This window comes from Arthrobacter sp. UYEF20, assembly GCF_040546335.1.
Taxonomy (GTDB): domain Bacteria; phylum Actinomycetota; class Actinomycetes; order Actinomycetales; family Micrococcaceae; genus Arthrobacter.
On the sequence record NZ_JBEPNP010000007.1, the window covers coordinates 127,539 to 144,340 of the forward strand.

18 protein-coding genes are annotated in these 16,802 nt (G+C 68.4%); 12 read left to right on the forward strand and 6 right to left on the reverse strand.

The genetic code is table 11. The features are described 5' to 3' along the window. Window positions 1-48: 48 nt before the first annotated feature. Complete coding sequence (locus tag ABIB26_RS10310; RefSeq protein WP_354242225.1) at window positions 49-729, reverse strand: NADPH-dependent F420 reductase; 681 nt, start codon at window positions 727-729, stop codon at window positions 49-51. A 131-nt stretch (window positions 730-860) separates the two neighbouring features. Between ABIB26_RS10310 and ABIB26_RS10315 the strand changes: the two genes are divergently transcribed. Both ABIB26_RS10315 and ABIB26_RS10320 read left to right on the forward strand, forming a co-directional pair. After that, complete coding sequence (locus ABIB26_RS10315) at window positions 861-1,508, forward strand: TetR/AcrR family transcriptional regulator (protein WP_354242228.1); 648 nt, start codon at window positions 861-863, stop codon at window positions 1,506-1,508. Between the two features lie 85 nt (window positions 1,509-1,593). Beyond that, window positions 1,594-2,424 carry a DUF1684 domain-containing protein gene (locus tag ABIB26_RS10320; RefSeq protein ID WP_354242231.1) on the forward strand — a complete coding sequence of 277 codons (831 nt, stop codon included), beginning with the start codon at window positions 1,594-1,596 and terminating at the stop codon, window positions 2,422-2,424. Window positions 2,425-2,455: 31 nt separating this feature from the next. Here the strand turns inward: ABIB26_RS10320 and ABIB26_RS10325 are convergent, their stop codons facing one another. Then, window positions 2,456-3,682, reverse strand: coding sequence for an acyl-CoA dehydrogenase family protein (locus tag ABIB26_RS10325; protein WP_354242423.1), 1,227 nt, complete (start codon window positions 3,680-3,682; stop codon window positions 2,456-2,458). Further along, entirely contained in the window at window positions 3,682-4,545 is an 864-nt protein-coding gene (locus ABIB26_RS10330; RefSeq protein ID WP_354242234.1) for an SDR family NAD(P)-dependent oxidoreductase, read from the reverse strand. The genes ABIB26_RS10325 and ABIB26_RS10330 overlap by 1 nt, the downstream gene beginning before the upstream one ends. A gap of 184 nt (window positions 4,546-4,729) precedes the next feature. On the opposite strand from ABIB26_RS10330, the gene ABIB26_RS10335 reads away from it, so the two are divergent. From ABIB26_RS10335 to ABIB26_RS10350, 4 genes are all read left to right on the forward strand, one after another. Next, window positions 4,730-5,989: a glycoside hydrolase family 76 protein gene (locus ABIB26_RS10335; RefSeq protein WP_354242237.1), complete on the forward strand. Its 1,260-nt coding sequence runs from the start codon at window positions 4,730-4,732 to the stop codon at window positions 5,987-5,989. Between the two features lie 165 nt (window positions 5,990-6,154). After that, window positions 6,155-7,207, forward strand: coding sequence for an iron ABC transporter substrate-binding protein (locus ABIB26_RS10340; protein WP_354242240.1), 1,053 nt, complete (start codon window positions 6,155-6,157; stop codon window positions 7,205-7,207). Between the two features lie 5 nt (window positions 7,208-7,212). After that, window positions 7,213-8,805: an ABC transporter permease gene (locus ABIB26_RS10345; RefSeq protein ID WP_502913652.1), complete on the forward strand. Its 1,593-nt coding sequence runs from the start codon at window positions 7,213-7,215 to the stop codon at window positions 8,803-8,805. Between the two features lie 50 nt (window positions 8,806-8,855). Further along, a complete protein-coding gene (locus tag ABIB26_RS10350; protein WP_354242428.1) occupies window positions 8,856-9,992 on the forward strand; it encodes an ABC transporter ATP-binding protein in 1,137 nt (378 codons plus the stop codon). A gap of 3 nt (window positions 9,993-9,995) precedes the next feature. On the opposite strand, the gene ABIB26_RS10355 is transcribed toward ABIB26_RS10350, so the two are convergent. Continuing rightward, the gene (locus ABIB26_RS10355; RefSeq protein WP_354242242.1) at window positions 9,996-10,742 is read right to left on the reverse strand and encodes a phosphatase PAP2 family protein; all 747 of its coding nucleotides are present in this window, start codon (window positions 10,740-10,742) and stop codon (window positions 9,996-9,998) included. A 158-nt stretch (window positions 10,743-10,900) separates the two neighbouring features. Then, on the reverse strand, window positions 10,901-11,500 hold the full coding sequence (locus ABIB26_RS10360) for a YdeI/OmpD-associated family protein (protein ID WP_354242244.1): 600 nt from the start codon (window positions 11,498-11,500) through the stop codon (window positions 10,901-10,903). 90 nt (window positions 11,501-11,590) lie between these two features. On the opposite strand from ABIB26_RS10360, the gene ABIB26_RS10365 reads away from it, so the two are divergent. Next, entirely contained in the window at window positions 11,591-12,328 is a 738-nt protein-coding gene (locus tag ABIB26_RS10365; protein ID WP_354242247.1) for a VOC family protein, read from the forward strand. A gap of 7 nt (window positions 12,329-12,335) precedes the next feature. Here the strand turns inward: ABIB26_RS10365 and ABIB26_RS10370 are convergent, their stop codons facing one another. Further along, a complete protein-coding gene (locus tag ABIB26_RS10370) occupies window positions 12,336-12,806 on the reverse strand; it encodes a M20/M25/M40 family metallo-hydrolase (protein ID WP_354242250.1) in 471 nt (156 codons plus the stop codon). Here ABIB26_RS10370 and ABIB26_RS10375 point away from each other — a divergent pair. The 5 genes from ABIB26_RS10375 (at window position 12,796) to tgt (ending at window position 16,788) form a co-directional block, all read left to right on the forward strand. Next, the gene (locus ABIB26_RS10375; protein ID WP_354242252.1) at window positions 12,796-12,963 is read left to right on the forward strand and encodes an RraA family protein; all 168 of its coding nucleotides are present in this window, start codon (window positions 12,796-12,798) and stop codon (window positions 12,961-12,963) included. The two genes, ABIB26_RS10370 and ABIB26_RS10375, sit on opposite strands and share 11 nt — an antisense overlap. Window positions 12,964-13,006: 43 nt before the next feature. Continuing rightward, window positions 13,007-13,546 (forward strand): NUDIX hydrolase family protein, encoded by a 540-nt coding sequence (locus tag ABIB26_RS10380; RefSeq protein ID WP_354242255.1) that lies wholly within the window; start codon window positions 13,007-13,009, stop codon window positions 13,544-13,546. A 130-nt stretch (window positions 13,547-13,676) separates the two neighbouring features. Beyond that, window positions 13,677-14,675, forward strand: a complete 999-nt coding sequence (locus tag ABIB26_RS10385; protein WP_354242258.1) for a DUF6707 family protein — start codon at window positions 13,677-13,679, stop codon at window positions 14,673-14,675. 49 nt (window positions 14,676-14,724) lie between these two features. Beyond that, window positions 14,725-15,450 carry an SRPBCC family protein gene (locus ABIB26_RS10390; RefSeq protein WP_354242261.1) on the forward strand — a complete coding sequence of 242 codons (726 nt, stop codon included), beginning with the start codon at window positions 14,725-14,727 and terminating at the stop codon, window positions 15,448-15,450. A gap of 33 nt (window positions 15,451-15,483) precedes the next feature. After that, entirely contained in the window at window positions 15,484-16,788 is a 1,305-nt protein-coding gene (tgt, locus tag ABIB26_RS10395) for a tRNA guanosine(34) transglycosylase Tgt (protein ID WP_354242264.1), read from the forward strand. The last annotated feature ends 14 nt before the right edge of the window (window positions 16,789-16,802 follow it).

Sequence of the window (16,802 nt, forward strand, 5' to 3'; positions counted from 1 at the left end):
GGCGTGGGAACGACAACAACTGCCAGCCAGTTGGGCCGGCAGATGCCCTTAGCGGGCGACCTTGAAGTTGAAGTGCCCCGTGCCGAGAGAGCCCCAGACGCGGAGCCAGAGCGGCAGGAGCATTTCAGCGCCGCGGGCGGTGGTGATGTCGCCCAGGTCGATGATGTCCCGGTGGCCCAGGCCCGTGAGGAGTCCCTTCACAGTCTCCTTGGCCTCCGCGTCGTTTCCCGAGACGAACACGGAGTGGTCTCCGCCGGCCACGCCCACCGGATCCACCATCACGCTGGCGGTCATCGTATTCAGTGTTTTGACCACCCGCGCTTCCGGGAATGCCCGTTGGAGCTGCTCACCGAGGCTGTCGGTATTCACCGGAGCCAGGAAGGGCGGAAACCCTTGGGAGAAATCCAGCGGGTTCGCAATGTCGACGACCACCTTGCCGGCCAGGTTTGCGGCACCGGCTGCGGTCAGTGCCTCGAGGGAGCCGCCGCCATTGGTTGCGTTGACGATGATCTCACTGCCCGCCGCGGCATCGGCAAAGGTCGCGACTCCGATCTGGCCGTGCGTCTCGTGCCACTGGGCAAACGCCGGGCCGCCGGTGGCACCGGGTTCGGTCCGGGCCAGCGTCGCCTGCGGATCGCGGGTACCGATCACGACGTTGTGGCCGAGGGTGGACAGGGCGGCCGCGACGGTGGGTCCGACGGTGCCGGTTCCGAATACTGCGATCTTCATGATGTCCCCATTCGAGATGGATGCAGGTTCCTGGCGGGGTAGACGAGCCCGTCTACTATTTTGAGCGAGACGCTATCAGACAGCCCTGTCGGCGGCAAGGATGGACAGACTTGTCTGTGTACCATGGAGCCATGACCCCGCCCGCAGCCAAAACCGCGCAGGCTGTCCGCACTCCCGCCGGACACGCCCGGGACAAGATCCTGTCCACGGCTTTCCGGCTTTTCTACGCCCAGGGGCTTCGCGCGGCCGGCATCGATACGATCATTGCCGAATCCGGCGTCGCCAAGGCCACCTTCTACAAGTATTTTCCCGCGAAGGATGAGCTGATCCTTGCCTACCTGGAGAAGGTGGACGGCATCTGGACCGGACAGCTCCACGCCGCCGCCGACGCCGCCGGACCGGACCCCGCAGCCCGGCTCGTGGGACTGTTCGATGCGCTGGAAAGCGCCTGCCGTCGTGATGGCTACCGCGGCTGCGCCTTCATCAACGCCGCCGCCGAGTCCGCCTCCGGCACCCGGGTTCATGAGCGGACGGTGGCGCACAAACACCACATCCAGTCCTGGATCCACGGCATGGCTGAGGAGGCCGGCGCCCGCAATCCGGGCCAGCTCGCGCGCAGCCTCACCCTGTTGCTCGACGGCGGCCTGGCCAGCGGCGTCCTCGACGCCGACCCGGCAGCCGCCGCTGCTGCCCGCGCCAGCGCGGCCCAGCTCGTGGCGGCGGGCCTGAACAGCTCCCCGGAAACGCCCGACGTCGACCGCCCCCACTCCCCCAACTGAGTCGCAGTTGTTGCCGTTTTGAACCGCGAAAACGACAACAATTGCGATCTAGTTGGGATCACACTGACCGCATAGGAGGACCTTCTTGAGCACCGACCCAACCACCCCTGACCCGCAGCTTGCCCGCTGGCAGCGCTTTCGGAGCAGCCGCAACACCGCCCTCGCGAGCGACCACGGCTGGCTCACGCTGACTTCTTTCCAGTGGCTGGACGGCGAGCCCTCCGCCGTCGAACTCGTCCCGGGACTGTGGTCCACGGACGGCACGACGGCGTCCCTCACCGCTGCCGCGTCCGACGGACTGACGCTGGTGGCGGCCGGCGAACCCGTGGACGGAACCGTCAGTGCGACGCTTTCCGGTGAGGAGTCGCTGATGTGGGCCCAGTACGGCGGCGACGACGGCCACCGGGTGGTGGTGGAGCTGGCGATGCGGGCCGGCAAGTACGCCATCCGCACCCGGGATGCGGAGTCGCCCGTGTTCACCGAATTCGACGGCGTGCCCACCTTCGACTTCCGGCCGGACCTCGTGGTCGAGGCGAAATTCCGGCCGTACCCGGAACCTGTGGACGTCCCGATCGGCACCGCCAACCCGCTGGTCGACGGGGTGCACCGCTCGGTCGGCGAGCTGGTGTTCCGGCTACCGGGCAAGGCCCACGAGTTCCACCTGCAGGCCGAAGAAGAGAAGCTCGGAGCCCTCACGGTCACGTTCCACGACGAGACGAACGGGGAAAGTACCGACGAGTGGCGCAAAGTGTCGACTGCCCGGCCCCGCCCGGACAACACCGTGATCCTGGACTTCAACCGCGCCATCAACTACCCCAGCGCCTTCACCCCGTACGGCACGTGCCCCATGCCGGTAAAGAACAACAGCCTGGACTACCGGATCGAAGCCGGCGAGAAAGAGCCCGCAATCTTCTAGCCGCCCGGGGACGGGGCGGCTCGCCGTCCCGTTACACGATCGCGGAAACCCCGGTCACGGCGCGGCCCACGATCAGGGTGTTGATCTCGAACGAGCCCTCGTAGGTGTAGATCGCCTCGGCGTCGGAGAAGATCTTGGCCATCCGGTAGTCGGTGACGATCCCGTTGCCGCCCAGCAGGGACCGGCCCATCGCCACGGTTTCGCGCATCCTGGCGCTCACGTAGGACTTCGCCAGCGCCGCCTGCGGCATGTCCGCGGCGCCCTGCTCCTGCAGCTGGGCGATCCGGACCATCATGCCCATGCTGGCCACGGCGTTGCCGAGCATCGTCACGAGCTGCTGCTGCACGAGCTGGAACTTCGCAAGCGGCCGGCCGAACTGCTGGCGCTCGACGGCGTACTGCCGCGCGACGTCGAACGCGGCCAGCTGCTGCCCGACGCCCTGCCACGCGACCATGATCCTGGAGCCGCGGAGCAGCTCGTTCGTGTCCTCGAAGCTGTTGATGCCGGCGAACCGGTCCATCTCGGCCACCCGGACGTCCTCGAACACGATGTCCGCGTTCTGCACCGTCCGCAGCGCGATCTTGTTCTCAATCCTGCTCCGGGTCACGCCGGGCAGCGCCGCGTCCACGATGAAGCCGCGGATGCCGCCGTCGGCCTCGTCGCGGGCCCACACGAGCATGTAGTCGCAGAACGTCCCGTTGCCGATCCAGCGCTTGGCGCCGTTGAGCACCCAGCAGTCACCGCCGTCGGCCGCTCCCCCGGCCACCCGCCGGGCCCTGGTTTCCATCCCGCCGGCGACGTCCGAGCCGTGCTCCGGTTCGGTGAGCGCGAAGGCGCCCGTGGTCCGGAGGCTGGCGGCGTCCTCAAGCAGGCGGGCCTTCTGTTCCTCGGAGCCGAAGCCGTAGAGGGACTCCACGAAAAGGTCGTGGTGGACCAGGAAAAACGTCGCGAGGGAGGTGTCCACCCGGGTCATCTCGGCGATGACCAGCCCGGCGAACAGGTTGCTGTAGCCGTGCTGCGCCGGGGCACTGAGCTGGAGGGCGCCGAGCTTCGGCAGGATGTGGGCGGGGAATTCGGCGTTGTTCCACCAGTCCGTGGCGAACGGCGCCACCTCGCGGGCCAGGAACTCCCGCAGCTCCGCCAGTTTCGCCTGCTCCGCCGAGCTGAGCAGGGATTCGAAGTCGAAGAAGTCGGCGGTAGGCAGCCCGGCCGTGGACGGGGCCGCCCCACCGGACGAATCGCCGAGCCCGGTCTGCATCACTTGGGCCCCATCCGGATGGCGCCGTCGAGGCGGATGGTCTCGCCGTTGAGCATGGCGTTGTCCACAATGTGCGCGGCGAGGTTCGCGTACTCGGCGGGGCGGCCCAGCCGGGACGGGTGCGGCACCTGGTACCCCAGGGAGTCCTGGGCCTCCTGCGGCAGGCCGGCCATCATGGGGGTCTCGAAGATGCCCGGGGCTATCGTGACGACGCGGACCAGCGAGCGTGCCAGCTCACGGGCGATCGGCAGCGTCATGGCGGCCACGGCACCCTTGGAGGCGGCATACGCGGGCTGGCCGATCTGGCCGTCAAAGGCGGCCACTGAGGCGGTGTTGATGATGACGCCCCGTTCCGGCCCCCCGAGCCGGGTCACCGCCGGCTCGGTGCCAACCATCGCCGCCGCGGCCAGCCGGATGACGTTGAAGGTGCCCACGAGGTTGATCTGGATGACGCGATTGAAGGCCTCCAGCGGGAGCACGCCGTCGCGGCCCAGCACCTTGCCGGGGGTGGCGATTCCGGCACAGTTGACCACGATCCGCAGCGGTCCCAGCACGACGGCGGCGTCGACGGCGGCCTGCACCTGTTCCTCGCTGGTGACATCCGCGGGGACGAAGACTGCCTTGTGGGCGGGTCCCATGGGATCGCCGGCTTCCGGGGAGCCGGTTTCCGAGGAGCCGGTTTCCGAGGAGCCGACGCTCACCGTGTCCCCCGCATTCAGCTCGGCGGCGAACGCAGCCCCGGCCGAGCCCGGCAGGTCCACGAGCACCACCGAGGCACCGGCGTTGAACAGCCGCCTCGCGGTCGCCGCGCCCAGGCCCGAGGCCCCGCCGGTGACCAGCGCAACAGTACCTTTGATGTCCATGCATCCTCCTTGATGTGGAACCTGCCCCGGCCGCGGACTGCGGCACCCCCACCCGCGGCGATCCCGCGCGTCAATCACCCGCGGCAGGGGAAAATTAGTTAGTTCAGGTTAACTGAAATTCGCCCCGTCCGCACCTCCTGCGAAGATCCCGCCCCGGCAGCACCGCCGCCGCTAGGCTTGGTCCATGAGCCCAGCAGATGCCTCCGCCGCCCCCAACTGGTCCTTTCGCGCCGACGAAGCGGCCCGCTCGGTGACCAGGCTTTTCGGGCAGCGGCTCTTCTTCCTGCCGGGGACCCACATCGCCGCGATTGTGCGGCCGTCGGGCGGGCTGAAGAATCTCGCCCGGCCGTGGCACTACTGGTGGCAGGCGCACTACGTGGACGCCCTGGTGGACACCGGCCGCCGTGAACTGGGCAGCGCCGGCCAGCCCGGAGCACGGTTCGACGGCGAGAACCGGCCAAGCGCAGGCCAGCTCGCCTCCGAGCTGGTCACCGGCATCCGGCTGCGCAATTTCCTCACCTTCGTCAACAACTACTACGACGACATGGCCTGGCTGGCCCTGGCCACGCTGCGGCTGGAGAACCTGGCGGAGGACTTCCGCACATCCGGCGGTCGCCGGCGGAACGCCAAGGTCCTGAAGAGCCTCACCCTGGAGTTCGACTCCGCCTCCACCGACGACCTGGGCGGGGGCACATTCTGGAGCAAGAAACGGGATTTCAAGAACACCCCGGCCACGGCTCCGGTGGCCCTCTACTACGCCCGCACCGGCCAGGCGGCCAAGGCCCAGGCCCTGCTGGACTGGCTGGACGCCCGGCTTTTCGACCCGGAACAGGGCATGTACCGGGATGGCCTCCGGATCGCGCCCGGCGGCGAGGTGGTGCTGGAAGGGACCATCTACAGCTACAACCAGGGGCCGGTCCTCGGCGCGCTGCTGGAGCTCGGCGGCGAGGCGAACCTGGCGCGCGCGTCCGCCCTCGTGGCATCGGTGGCCCGCAGCCTCACCCTGCCAGCTCCCCTGTTGGCCCGCACTGCCACGGTCCTGCGCTGCGAGGGAGGCGGCGACGGAGGGCTCTTCGCCGGCATCCTGGCCCGCTACCTGGCGCTGGCTGCCCTCGATGAGCGGCTTCCGGACGGGACCCGCGCCGCGGCCGCCGTACTGGTGAATGACACCGCCGAGGCGTTCTGGGAAGGCCGGCGCATCATCTCGGCCCAGGAAGCCTTGGCACGCAAGGGCAGCCGGCTGGTGTTCTCGGCCCTGCCCGAACTGCCGGCGCGCCGCAGCTACCCGGCCGGCGCCGCCGTCGAACTCTCCACCCAGCTCCAGGCCTGGATGGTGCTGGAAGCCGCCGCGGCAATCGCCGGCAGGACCGGAGCCCCGGCCGCGGAAGAAGCGGCAGCAGGCGCACCAAGCAAGGAAGGCCAGGAAGGCAAGGAAGGGAATTAGGTCACACAATAGTTGCGTAATTCATGTGATCCTGATCACTTAAGCCGGTCTCGGCTTGGTTGCTTAGGGTTGGCTAACCTACAGTTTTCGTTAGTGAGCATGCCCTAAGTTCCCCGCTCACGGGGGCTGGGGCTCCCTGACGAATTCCTTGCAGAAAGTAGCCCCATGAAGATCCGCAACAACGCGCTGGCCGGCATTGCACTCGCTGCTACCGCCGCGCTCGGCCTGGCAGCCTGTGGCTCCGGTCCTTCCCCCTCCGGCAGCAGCAGCAGCGCCGCTGCCGACGGCAAAGGCGAAATCACGGTGTACAACGCCCAGCACGAATCCCTGACCAAGGAATGGGTGGACGCCTTCACGGCGGAAACCGGCGTCAAGGTCACGCTGCGCCAGGGCGACGACACGGAGATGTCCAACCAGATCATCCAGGAAGGCCAGGCCTCCCCGGCCGACGTGTTCCTGACCGAGAATTCCCCGGCCATGGCCCAGGTGGAAAACGCCGGGCTGTTCGCGGACGTGGACAAGGCCACCGTGGACCAGGTGCCGGCGGAGTTCCGTCCCTCCACCAACAAGTGGACCGGCATCGCTGCCCGCTCCACCGTGCTGGTCTATGACAAGGCCAAGCTCAGCGAGGACCAGCTGCCCAAGTCCATGCTGGATCTGGCCAAGCCGGAGTGGAAGGGCAAGTGGGCAGCGTCGCCCTCCGGCGCCGACTTCCAGGCGGTTGTCTCCGCCCTGCTGGAGCTCAAGGGCGAGGCCGCCACCGAGGAATGGCTCAAGGGCATGAAGGAGAACTACAAGTCCTACAAGGGGAACAGCACGGCGATGAAGGCCGTCAACGCCGGCGAAGTGGACGCCGCCCTGATCTACCACTACTACTACTACGGCGACCAGGCCAAGACGGGCGAGAACTCCAAGAACGTCACCCCGTACTACTTCAAGAACCAGGATCCGGGCGCGTTCGTCTCCGTGTCCGGCGGCGGGGTGCTGAAGTCCTCCAAGAACGCGGCGGCCGCCCAGGCCTTCCTGAAGTTCATTACCGGCAAGAAGGGCCAGGAAGTGCTGCAGAAAGGCACCTCCTTCGAGTACGCCATCGCTTCCGATGTTCCGGCCAACGAGAAGCTCGTGCCGCTGCAGGAACTGCAGGCCCCCGTCGTGGATCCGGCCAAGCTCAATTCCGCCAAGGTCACCGAAATGATGACCAAGGCAGGGCTGCTGTAGCCATAGTGGCATTCAAGCTGTTGGTGCCCGGCACGTCCGGGGACACGACGACGGCGGGCAGGGGCAAGCGCCCCCGCCCGCCCTTGGGCGTTCCTGTCGTAGCCCTCCTGGCGGTCCTGATCGCCCTGTTCTCGCTAGTCCCCCTGGGCTACGTCGTCGCCATGACCGCCGCCACGGGGTGGGACACCGCCGTCGCGCTGATTTTCCGGGCCCGGGTGGGCGAGCTGCTGCTGAACACGGTGCTGCTGGTGCTGATCACCGTGCCGCTGTGCCTCGTGCTCGGGGTGGGGGGCGCCTGGCTGGTGGAACGCACGCACTTGAAGGGCCGCAAATGGTGGGCCGTGCTGCTCGCCGCGCCGCTGGCCATCCCCGCCTTCGTCAACAGCTACGCCTGGGTCTCCGCGGTGCCCTCCCTCGGCGGGCTGTGGTCCGGCGTCCTGATCGCCACACTGTCCTACTTCCCGCTCGTGTACATCCCCGCCGCTGCGACACTCAGCAGGCTGGACCCCGCGATTGAGCAGTCCGCCGCGTCCCTGGGCCTCGGTGCGTGGCGTGCCTTCTTCCGCGTGGTGCTGCCGCAGCTGCGGATCGCCATGACCGGCGGGGCGCTGCTGGTGTCCCTGCACCTGCTGGCCGAATACGGCGCCTTCGCGATGATCCGCTTCGACACCTTCACCACCGCGATCATGGTCCAGTACCAGTCCACGTTCAACGGCACGGCCGGGAACATGCTCGCCAGCGTGCTGGTGTTTTTCTGCCTGATCCTGCTGGTGCTCGAGGTCCGCGGCCGCGGCAACGCCCGCTACGCCAGGGTCGGCTCGGGCGCCCAGGCCCGCGCGCTGCGCCTGCCCTTGCACGCCTACCAGATTCCCGCCCAGCTGTCCCTGCTTGCCCTCACCGCACTGGCCTTCGGGCTGCCGCTGACGTTCGTGCTGCGGTGGATCTTCGCCGGCGGTCCGGACATCTGGTCCGCGCATGAGTTCCTGCCGGCCCTGCTGCAGACGCTGGCGTTCGGCCTCGCCGGGGCGGTGGCCACCACTGTGGTGGCGTTCCCCATGGCCTACCTCGCGGTGCGCCATCCCAGCTGGTTCAGCAAGGCGCTGGAACTGTCCAACTACGTCACGAGCTCGATGCCGGGAATCGTGGTGGGCCTGGCCTTCGTGACGGTCAGCATCCGGCTGGTGCCGGGCATGTACCAGACCACGGGGCTCCTGATCGCCGCCTACGTGCTGCTGTTCGTGCCGCGCGCGCTGGTCAATATCCGCTCCGGGCTGTCCCAGGCGCCCAAGGAACTCGATGAGGCCGCGCAGTCGCTGGGGAAGCCTCCGCTGCTGTCCTTCCTGCGCGTGACTCTGCGCCTCACGGCCCCCGCCGCCGCCGGGGGCGCCGCGCTGGTGTTCCTCGGGATCGTCAACGAGCTGACCGCAACGCTGCTGCTGTCCCCGAATGGAACCCGCACGCTGGCCACCGAGTTCTGGAGCAAGAGCAGCGAAATCGACTACTCCGGCGCCGCGCCATATGCGCTGCTGATGATCCTGCTCTCGGCCCCGATGACCTATCTCCTCTTCCAGCAGTCCAAGAAAGTAGCGGGACAGTGACCGAATCCTCCTCCGTGCGCCATGCCCCCTCCCGGCTTCCGGAACCCCGGATCGCCGCCTCCGTGGCCCCCAGCACCAACAACCACCTGGAGATCGACGCGGTCACCAAGAACTTCGGTTCCCAGGCCGTCCTCAAGGGCGTCAACCTTTCGGTGGCAAAGGGCGGGACGACGGCGATCGTCGGGCCGTCCGGCTCCGGCAAGACCACGCTGCTGCGCCTCATCGCCGGCTTCGAGCACCCCGGCACCGGCACCATCTCGCTCAATGGCAGCAAGGTGGCCGGCGACGGCGCCTGGGTCCCCGCCCACAAGCGCCACGTCGGGTATGTGGCGCAGGACGGCGCCCTGTTCCCGCACCTGACGGTGGGGCAGAACATCTCCTTCGGCCTAGACGCCGCCAAGCTCCCCGGCGGCCACCGCGGCGTCAAGACCCGGGTGGCAGAACTGCTGGAAATGGTCTCCCTCGACGCGGCCATGGCCAAGCGCCGCCCGCACCAGCTCTCCGGCGGGCAGCAGCAGCGCGTCGCCCTGGCCCGGGCCCTGGCCCGCGAGCCCGAGCTCATGCTGCTGGACGAACCCTTCTCCGCCCTCGACGCCGGCTTGCGGGTCGCGACCCGCCGGACCGTAGGCAAGGTCCTGCACGACGCCGGTGTGACCACCATCCTCGTCACGCATGACCAGGCCGAGGCGCTGTCCTTCGCGGACCAGGTCGCGGTGATGCGCGGCGGGAGGCTGGCGCAGATCGGCAACCCCTTCGTCGTCTACACGCGCCCCGCGGACCGCGCCACTGCGGAATTCCTGGGCGACGCCGTCATCCTTGACGCCTGGATGGAGGGCTCGCTGGCCACCTGCTCGCTGGGCGGCATCCCGGTCCGGCGGCCCCCGGCGCAGGGCCGGGTCCAGCTGATGCTCCGCCCCGAACAGATCCGGATCGCCGAGGACGGGCCGATCCGCGGCGTCGTGGTAGACACCGACTACTTCGGCCCGGAAACCACCGTCCGGCTCAAGCTCGCCGTCCCGCCGGTCCTCGCCGAGGGCGCCGTGGCCGACCACCGGTACCCCGGCGGCGGCGAGATCATCACCATCCGGCACTGGAACGCCTCCATCGCCCGCCCCGGCGCCGAGCTGTGCCTGCGCGTGGTGGGCGAGGCAGTGGCCTTCCCGATGGACGACGCGGCGCACGAGTAAGCCTTACGGGCGGTGCGCGGCGCTTCCCGCCGACCGCCGGGTGGTCCTGGCCGAGCGCAGTCCGTCTGCAAGGATGACCATCCCGGTGACGGCCACCGCCAGTCCCAGCGAGGCGAGCACGTCCGTCAGCCAGTGGTAGCCGAGGTAGAGCCGGCTGACGGCCACCAGCACCGTGCCGGCGGCGGCCGCGGCGAAGGCGAGGAACGACGTCGGACGCCTCCCCCGGCCAGCCGCGAACAGGTAAGCGAGAACCAGGAGGAAGACCCCGGCGCCGAAGGTATGGCCCGAGGGGAAGGACAGCGCGTCGTCCGGGCCCAGCAGGAAGTCACCGGCAGCGGGCCGGGCGCGGTCCACCTGGTGCTTGATCAGGGTGGACAGGGCGAAGGTCGCCGCCATGGCACCGATCAGCAGGGCGGGCCGCCAGAGCTCCCGTTTCCAGGCGGCCCAGCCCAGGGCGAACGCGAACCCGATCACCGTCATCCAGAGCGGCGACGTCACCGTGGTCACGGCCGTCAGGACGGCAGTGGCCGCCGGGTTCCGGGACGCCACGAGTCCGTCATGCACCGGCGCGTCCCAGGCGGCGATCCCGCTGTTCGATTGAACTGCCGCCAACATTGCCCAGAAGATGGCGTCGCCGGCCACCAGCAGACCGGCGGCGCCGAAGAACAGGCGGCGCCGCGAGGGCACCGTGGAGACGCTGGGGGCGCGGGAGATGTCCGAGGCGCGCGGCAGTCGCGGGGCAGTAGGCATCGGCCAAGTCTGCCACTCCGACCTGCCCGTACCCCGGGCATCCGCTGGGAGTTCGCTTGGGACCGGCTGCCCGTCGGATGGGCCGGGCGGACGGCGTCAAGAGTGCGCCGGTGTAAGGAGTGCGGTGTCAGGAGTGCGCCGGTGTCAGGAGTCCGGTGTCACGAGTCCGCCGGACGTTTGGACTGCGGATACGGCGTCTCGTGGCGGGCCAGCATCGCCACGAACCCGGCGATCTTTTTCTCCCGCGTCGAGGCCTGCTTGACCGCGTTGGTCCGGTAGATCAGCGCGTAGCGGTTGACCGATGTGAGGACGTCGAACATGGCCTGGGCCCGGGGCTCGGCCGCAATGGCCGCGCCGAGATCCTCGGGCATTTCTGCCGTCGCGGCCCCGGAATAGGCGGCTTCCCACCGCCCGTCGGCCTTGGCGGCGTCGACGGCGGCGCGGCCCGCCGGAGCCAACCTGCCCGCGGCTTCGAGGCGTCCGATCCGGTCCACGTTCCCCGCGGACCATACGCTCCGCGGGCTCCGCCGGGTCATCCGCTGGAAGGAACTTTCCGCGTCGCGCCGCCGGCCCTGGCCGTCGATCCAGCCGAAGCACAGCGCTTCCTGCAGGGCCGCCTCGTAGTCCAGCTCCGTCACCGAGCCGCCCTTCTTGTGCAGCACCAGCCACACCCCCGGGCTGTCCGCGTGATGCGCCTGAAGCCATTCCCGCCATTCGGCGGCGTCCCGGACGAGCAGTTCCTCAAGTTCAAGAGCCATGGCACCATTTTCCACCAGGGCGACCGAATAGGTGCCTTTGGTGGCACCATGTCCCTAGGAGCCGAACCCGCCCACCCAGAGGAGCAACCGATGCTGCGTGTCCGCCCGATCCACTTCACCTCCCGCATGGATCAGTGGGAGCGGCTTCTCACCGCGCTGGGCATGGTCATGACCGTTGACGACGGCGACTGGCAGGAGTTCGACGCCGGTTCGGGCCGCCTGGCACTCCACCGCAGCGCGGGTGGCTCCGCCGATGACGGCACCACTGCCTTCGGCGTTGAAGTTGGCGACCTCACGGAGTTCGCCCGCCGCACCAATCAGGCGGGCGCAGAAACGGGAAACGCCCCGGCTGAACCCGTCCAAGCGGACCACGGGGAATCCTGCCGCATCACCGGCGAGGACGGCTTCAGCTTCCTGGCCGACAAGGCCGCCCACGGCGCCAACTGTGCGGACGCCGACCCTGCCCTCGCCGTCGTCGAAGTCTGGTTCACACCGGATGCTGCCGCCGCCGCTCAAACCTTACGGAACATGGGCGCCCGGCTGCGTCCGGCGCCGGACGACGACGAAACCGCGGATTTCACGGCGAAGAACGGCGGCGTGCTGATGGTACGGCCCGCCGGCGGCGCAGCCCGGTCCGGCCTGGGCTTTGAATACGCCGGCGACCTCTCCGCCCTGCGGGAACGCCTGGCGGCCGCGGGCCACCGGGTCAGCATGACGGAAGAGGCGTACGGACGGAGCCTGCACGTGGCCAACCCCGACGCGGCCGAGCTGCCGGACAACCCCAACGGGGCGACGCTCTGGATTTCGGCGATACCGGCAGGTGCCTGACTCGGGGTCAGTCCTCCAGCACGCCGTTGCAGAGCCGGTTGACCACCTCGGTGAGCATGCTCAGTCCGGCCACGATGTCCTCGTCCGTGGTGTATTCGTGCTCGTTGTGGGAGACCCCGTCCACGCTGGGCACGAACAGCATCACCGTCGGGACAAGGTCCTTCATGTTGGTCGAATCGTGCCCGGCCAGGGTCATGACCTGCTTGTTGGCCAGGCCCAGGTCCGCCGCCACCTTGGCTGCGAGTTCCACGCCCTCGGGCTGGTAGGGGGTCACGGGCCAGGAGTGGGCGTGGTTGCGCTCCACGGTGACGTTGGCCAGATGTTCGATCCCGGCGATCCGCTCGTGCAGCAGGGCGCCCGCCTCGGCAAGGACTGCTTTATCGGCGCTGCGCAGGTCCAGCAGCAGGCTCACCCGGGACGGCACCACGACGGGCGAGTTGGGGTAGACGTTCGGTTGCCCCACGGAGGTGTGCAGCACGCCGGGGAAGCTTGGGGACCACAACGGCGTGATCGTCCTGTCCCCGGAAGCGGCGGCCGATGTCCTGGGGCAGGCACTGGCCTCCGGCGCCGCCGAACCGGCGCCGCTGGCACAGATCGCGTCCGGCGTACCGCTGGAATCGGTGCTGGCGATCTGACGGACGGGCGGGGAACGGGTCAGGGATGGGGTAGAACTTAACCATGAACGTTCGCACTCCTGACCCGAACCCCGGCTGGCTCTCCGACGACGATCTGTTCGAGGCGCGCGGCCGGCTGCCCATGGTCTATGTCGAGGCCGTGCCGGTGCGGCTGGATCCGCTGGGGTTCGTGAACGAGGTCGGCACCCTGTTGCAGGCCGATGAGGACGGCACCATGGTCCGCTCCCTGGTCTCCGGGCGGGTGCTGTACCGCGAGACCATCCGGGCCGCACTGCTGCGCCATATGGAGAAGGACCTCGGCCCCCTGGCGTTCCCCCAGCTGCCCATCAGCCCGGTGCCGTTCACGGTGGCCGAATACTTCCCCGCCCCGTCCCAGACGGGGTTTACCGACGACCGCCAGCACGCCGTCTCGCTGGCGTACATCATCCCGGTCACCGGAGAATGCACCCCGCGGCAGGACGCCCTCGAGCTGACCTGGATGACCCCCCAGGAAGTCATGAGCTCGGACGTTCAGCTGGAATTCAGCGGCGGCCGCGGCGCGCTCATCCGCCAGGCGCTGGCCTTCGCGGGCGTCGGCAACTGACCGCTGCCGGGGCGCCGACGTTATAAGCCGCTGCGTCCCCGGGACTCCCGGAGGTTCCCCCGCGTCCCCGAGTTCACAGGTGCCCTTTGTAGACTGTTGGGCGGACCGTAAGAGAATTTAAGGACTCCAGATGACCCACCCCCCAGCCTCCCGGAACTACAGCGAACAGCAGGCTGGAACTCTGCAGACCGGCCACCACCTGCTCCTTCCCGACGGCGAACGCTCCGCCGAAATCCAGCGCGTCGACGTCGAAACCGACGATTTCGGCACCCCCGCGATGGTCCTGGCGACGCTCACCGGCGGCGGCATGCTGCGGATCGCAGCCGGCTCCGCGGTCAGGATCGTGGACGAGACCCCGGATGAGATGGAGGCCGGGGCCGGCCGCGGGGACGTCCAGGCGACCACGGCCGCGGACACCACCCCTGACACTGCCGGCAGCCCCGCAACGGCGCCCGCCGTCGTCGTCCCTCCCCTGCCTCCCGCACCGCCGGGAACGGGCGGGCCCGGTGAGGAGGACCTGGCACTGATCCCGTCCGCTGAAGGCACACCGGAGTCCGTAGTGGAAGCCGTGGCCGAGGCGTACCCGGACGCGGTGGGGGTGCTGCTGCTGACCGAGCGGCTGGCCAAGGGCATCAACACCAAGTCCGGCAGCTGCCTCAAGGACCTCAGCGATCTGGCGCAGGAGCTGTACATCATCCGCAAGGACGCCGAGCACGCCCTCGCCGTCGCCGACCTGCTCAACGTCCTGCCCTTCGACGGGAACCGTGGACGATGGGCATCGGTCGAGGCCGCACTGGCACTCTCCAGCTACATCTGCCGCCAGCTCGGGCAGGAGGAACGCGCCGCAGTCTACGAGAAGTTCCTCCGGACGCCGGACGGCATGGAAACGGACCCGTTCAAGGCCCGGATCAACGCCAAGGTGCGCCAGCGCTCGCTCAATGAACCGAACCTGTATGACAAGGAAATCTTCCGCGCCATCGACAACTCGAACCTGGATGCGGAACGGGAATGGCGGCTGCTGCGGCTGGAGTCGCTGCTCGTGCTGCGCGCCCACGGCGGCTCGGAAACCATCGGCGCCCCGGAACTGGAGCGCCGGATCGGCAACGAACTCGAATCCGTCCGCGCCTGACTTCCGTTTGCCCCTACCCCGTGGCGCCCCGGCGTTGTAGATTCGCCCCATGACGAACAATCTGAGCGTTGTGATCAACTCCGACGCGCAGCAGGTTTGGACAATGCTGCGCGAACCGTCCAAAGTGGCGGAGTGGCACGGCTGGCAAGCTGATGACCAGGCCGCCGAGATCACTGAAATCTACTTCAGTCCCAAGGTGATCGAGGGCGCGGACCACACCTCCCTCGTGGTGGACGGCGGGGACGTATTCACGCTGAAACCGGTCCCCACCGGCACGGAAGTCAGCGTCACAAGGGCCGCGATCGACCACAACTCCGAGTGGGCCGCCTGGGATGAGGACATCACCCAGGGCTGGTTGACTTTCCTTCAGCAACTCCGCTTTGCCCTGGAACGGCATCCCCACGGCAGACGCCGGACCTTTTTCTTCTCGGTGCCCGGCACCGAGGGCTCCGTCATCGACAAGCTGGGACTCAGCGGTTTGCCGGCCCCGGGCGAACCGTATTCGCTGACCCTGGCCACCGGCGAGGACATTTCCGGCAGGGTATGGTTCCGGAGCAACCACCAGGCGGGGCTGACCGTGCACCACTATGCCGAGCACGGCGAGGGCCTCGTGATCGTCGCGGACCAGCCGGCCATCCCCGAGGTCCGGCCCGACGGCGGCTCGCTGGTGATCGTCTCAAGCTACGACCTGAGTGGACACCAGCTGGAGGCCGTCCGCAACTACTGGGACAAATGGCGGGCTGGGAACTACCCCACCTCCGATCCGCTGCACTAAAGGTTGAAGGCATTCAGCTGGCACACTTGAACGGTGTCAGCCAAACCTGTCTCCGATCCTTTGTCCGTGCCTGCCCGGCAATCCGAGTTTTCCTTCCGCGTGGGCAAGCGCCTGAGCGAAAGCTGCGCGCCGTCGGGCGCCCAGCTGGCAGCGAACGGCGGGGGGTTTCTGGGCCGCACGGGCACCATCAGCACCCCGCACGGTGAAATCCAGACGCCCGCGTTCATCGCCGTCGGCACCAAGGCCACGGTGAAGTCAGTGTTGCCGGAGTCCATCGCCGAGCTCGGGGCGCAGGCCGTCCTGGCCAACGCCTACCACCTGTACCTGCAGCCGGGCGCGGACATCCTGGACGAGGCCGGCGGGCTGGGCGCCTTCATGAACTGGGCCGGCCCCACCTTCACGGATTCCGGCGGGTTCCAGGTGATGAGCCTGGGCTCGGGCTTCAAGAAGGTCATCGACATGAAAACTGCGCCAGTTGCGGATACCGCCCTCCCGGACGACGCCGTGGCCCCGGGCAAGGAGCGGCTGGCCCACGTGGACGAGGAGGGCGTGTGGTTCAAGAGCCACCTCAACGGGGACCGGCACCGTTTCAGCCCCGAGATCTCCATGAACGTCCAGCACCAGATCGGCGCGGACATCATGTTCGCCTTCGACGAGCTGACCACGCTGCAGAACTCCCGCGGCTACCAGGAGGAATCCCTGGAACGGACTCGCCGCTGGGCTATTCGATGCCTGGCTGAGCATTTCCGGCTCACCGCCGAGCGTGCGGGCAAGCCGTACCAGGCCCTGTTCGGGGTCATCCAGGGCGCCCAGTACGAGGACCTGCGCCGCAAGGCCTGCCGCGACCTCGGTGCCATGAACTTCGACGGATTCGGGATCGGCGGGGCGCTGGAGAAGGAGAACCTCGGCACAATCGTGCGCTGGTGCAACGAGGAGCTGCCGGAGAACAAGCCGCGGCACCTGCTCGGCATCTCCGAACCGGACGACATCTTCACGGCAATCGAAAACGGCGCGGACACGTTCGACTGCGTCTCCCCCACCCGGGTGGCCCGCAACTCGGCGTTCTACACCCCCACCGGGCGGTACAACCTCTCCGGCGCCAAGTACAAGCGCGACTTCGGCCCGCTGCAGGAAGGCTGCGACTGCTATGCCTGCCTGAACTACTCGCGGGCGTACATCCACCACCTGTTCAAGGCCAAGGAGATGGTCTCGGCGACGCTGATCTCGATCCACAACGAGCGCTTCGTGGTGAAGATGGTCGATGACGCCCGGCTGGCCATCGAATCCGGCAGCTTCTTCGAGTTCAAGGCCGAGACGCTGGCGAAGTACTACTCGTAGGGGCGTCCCGCCGT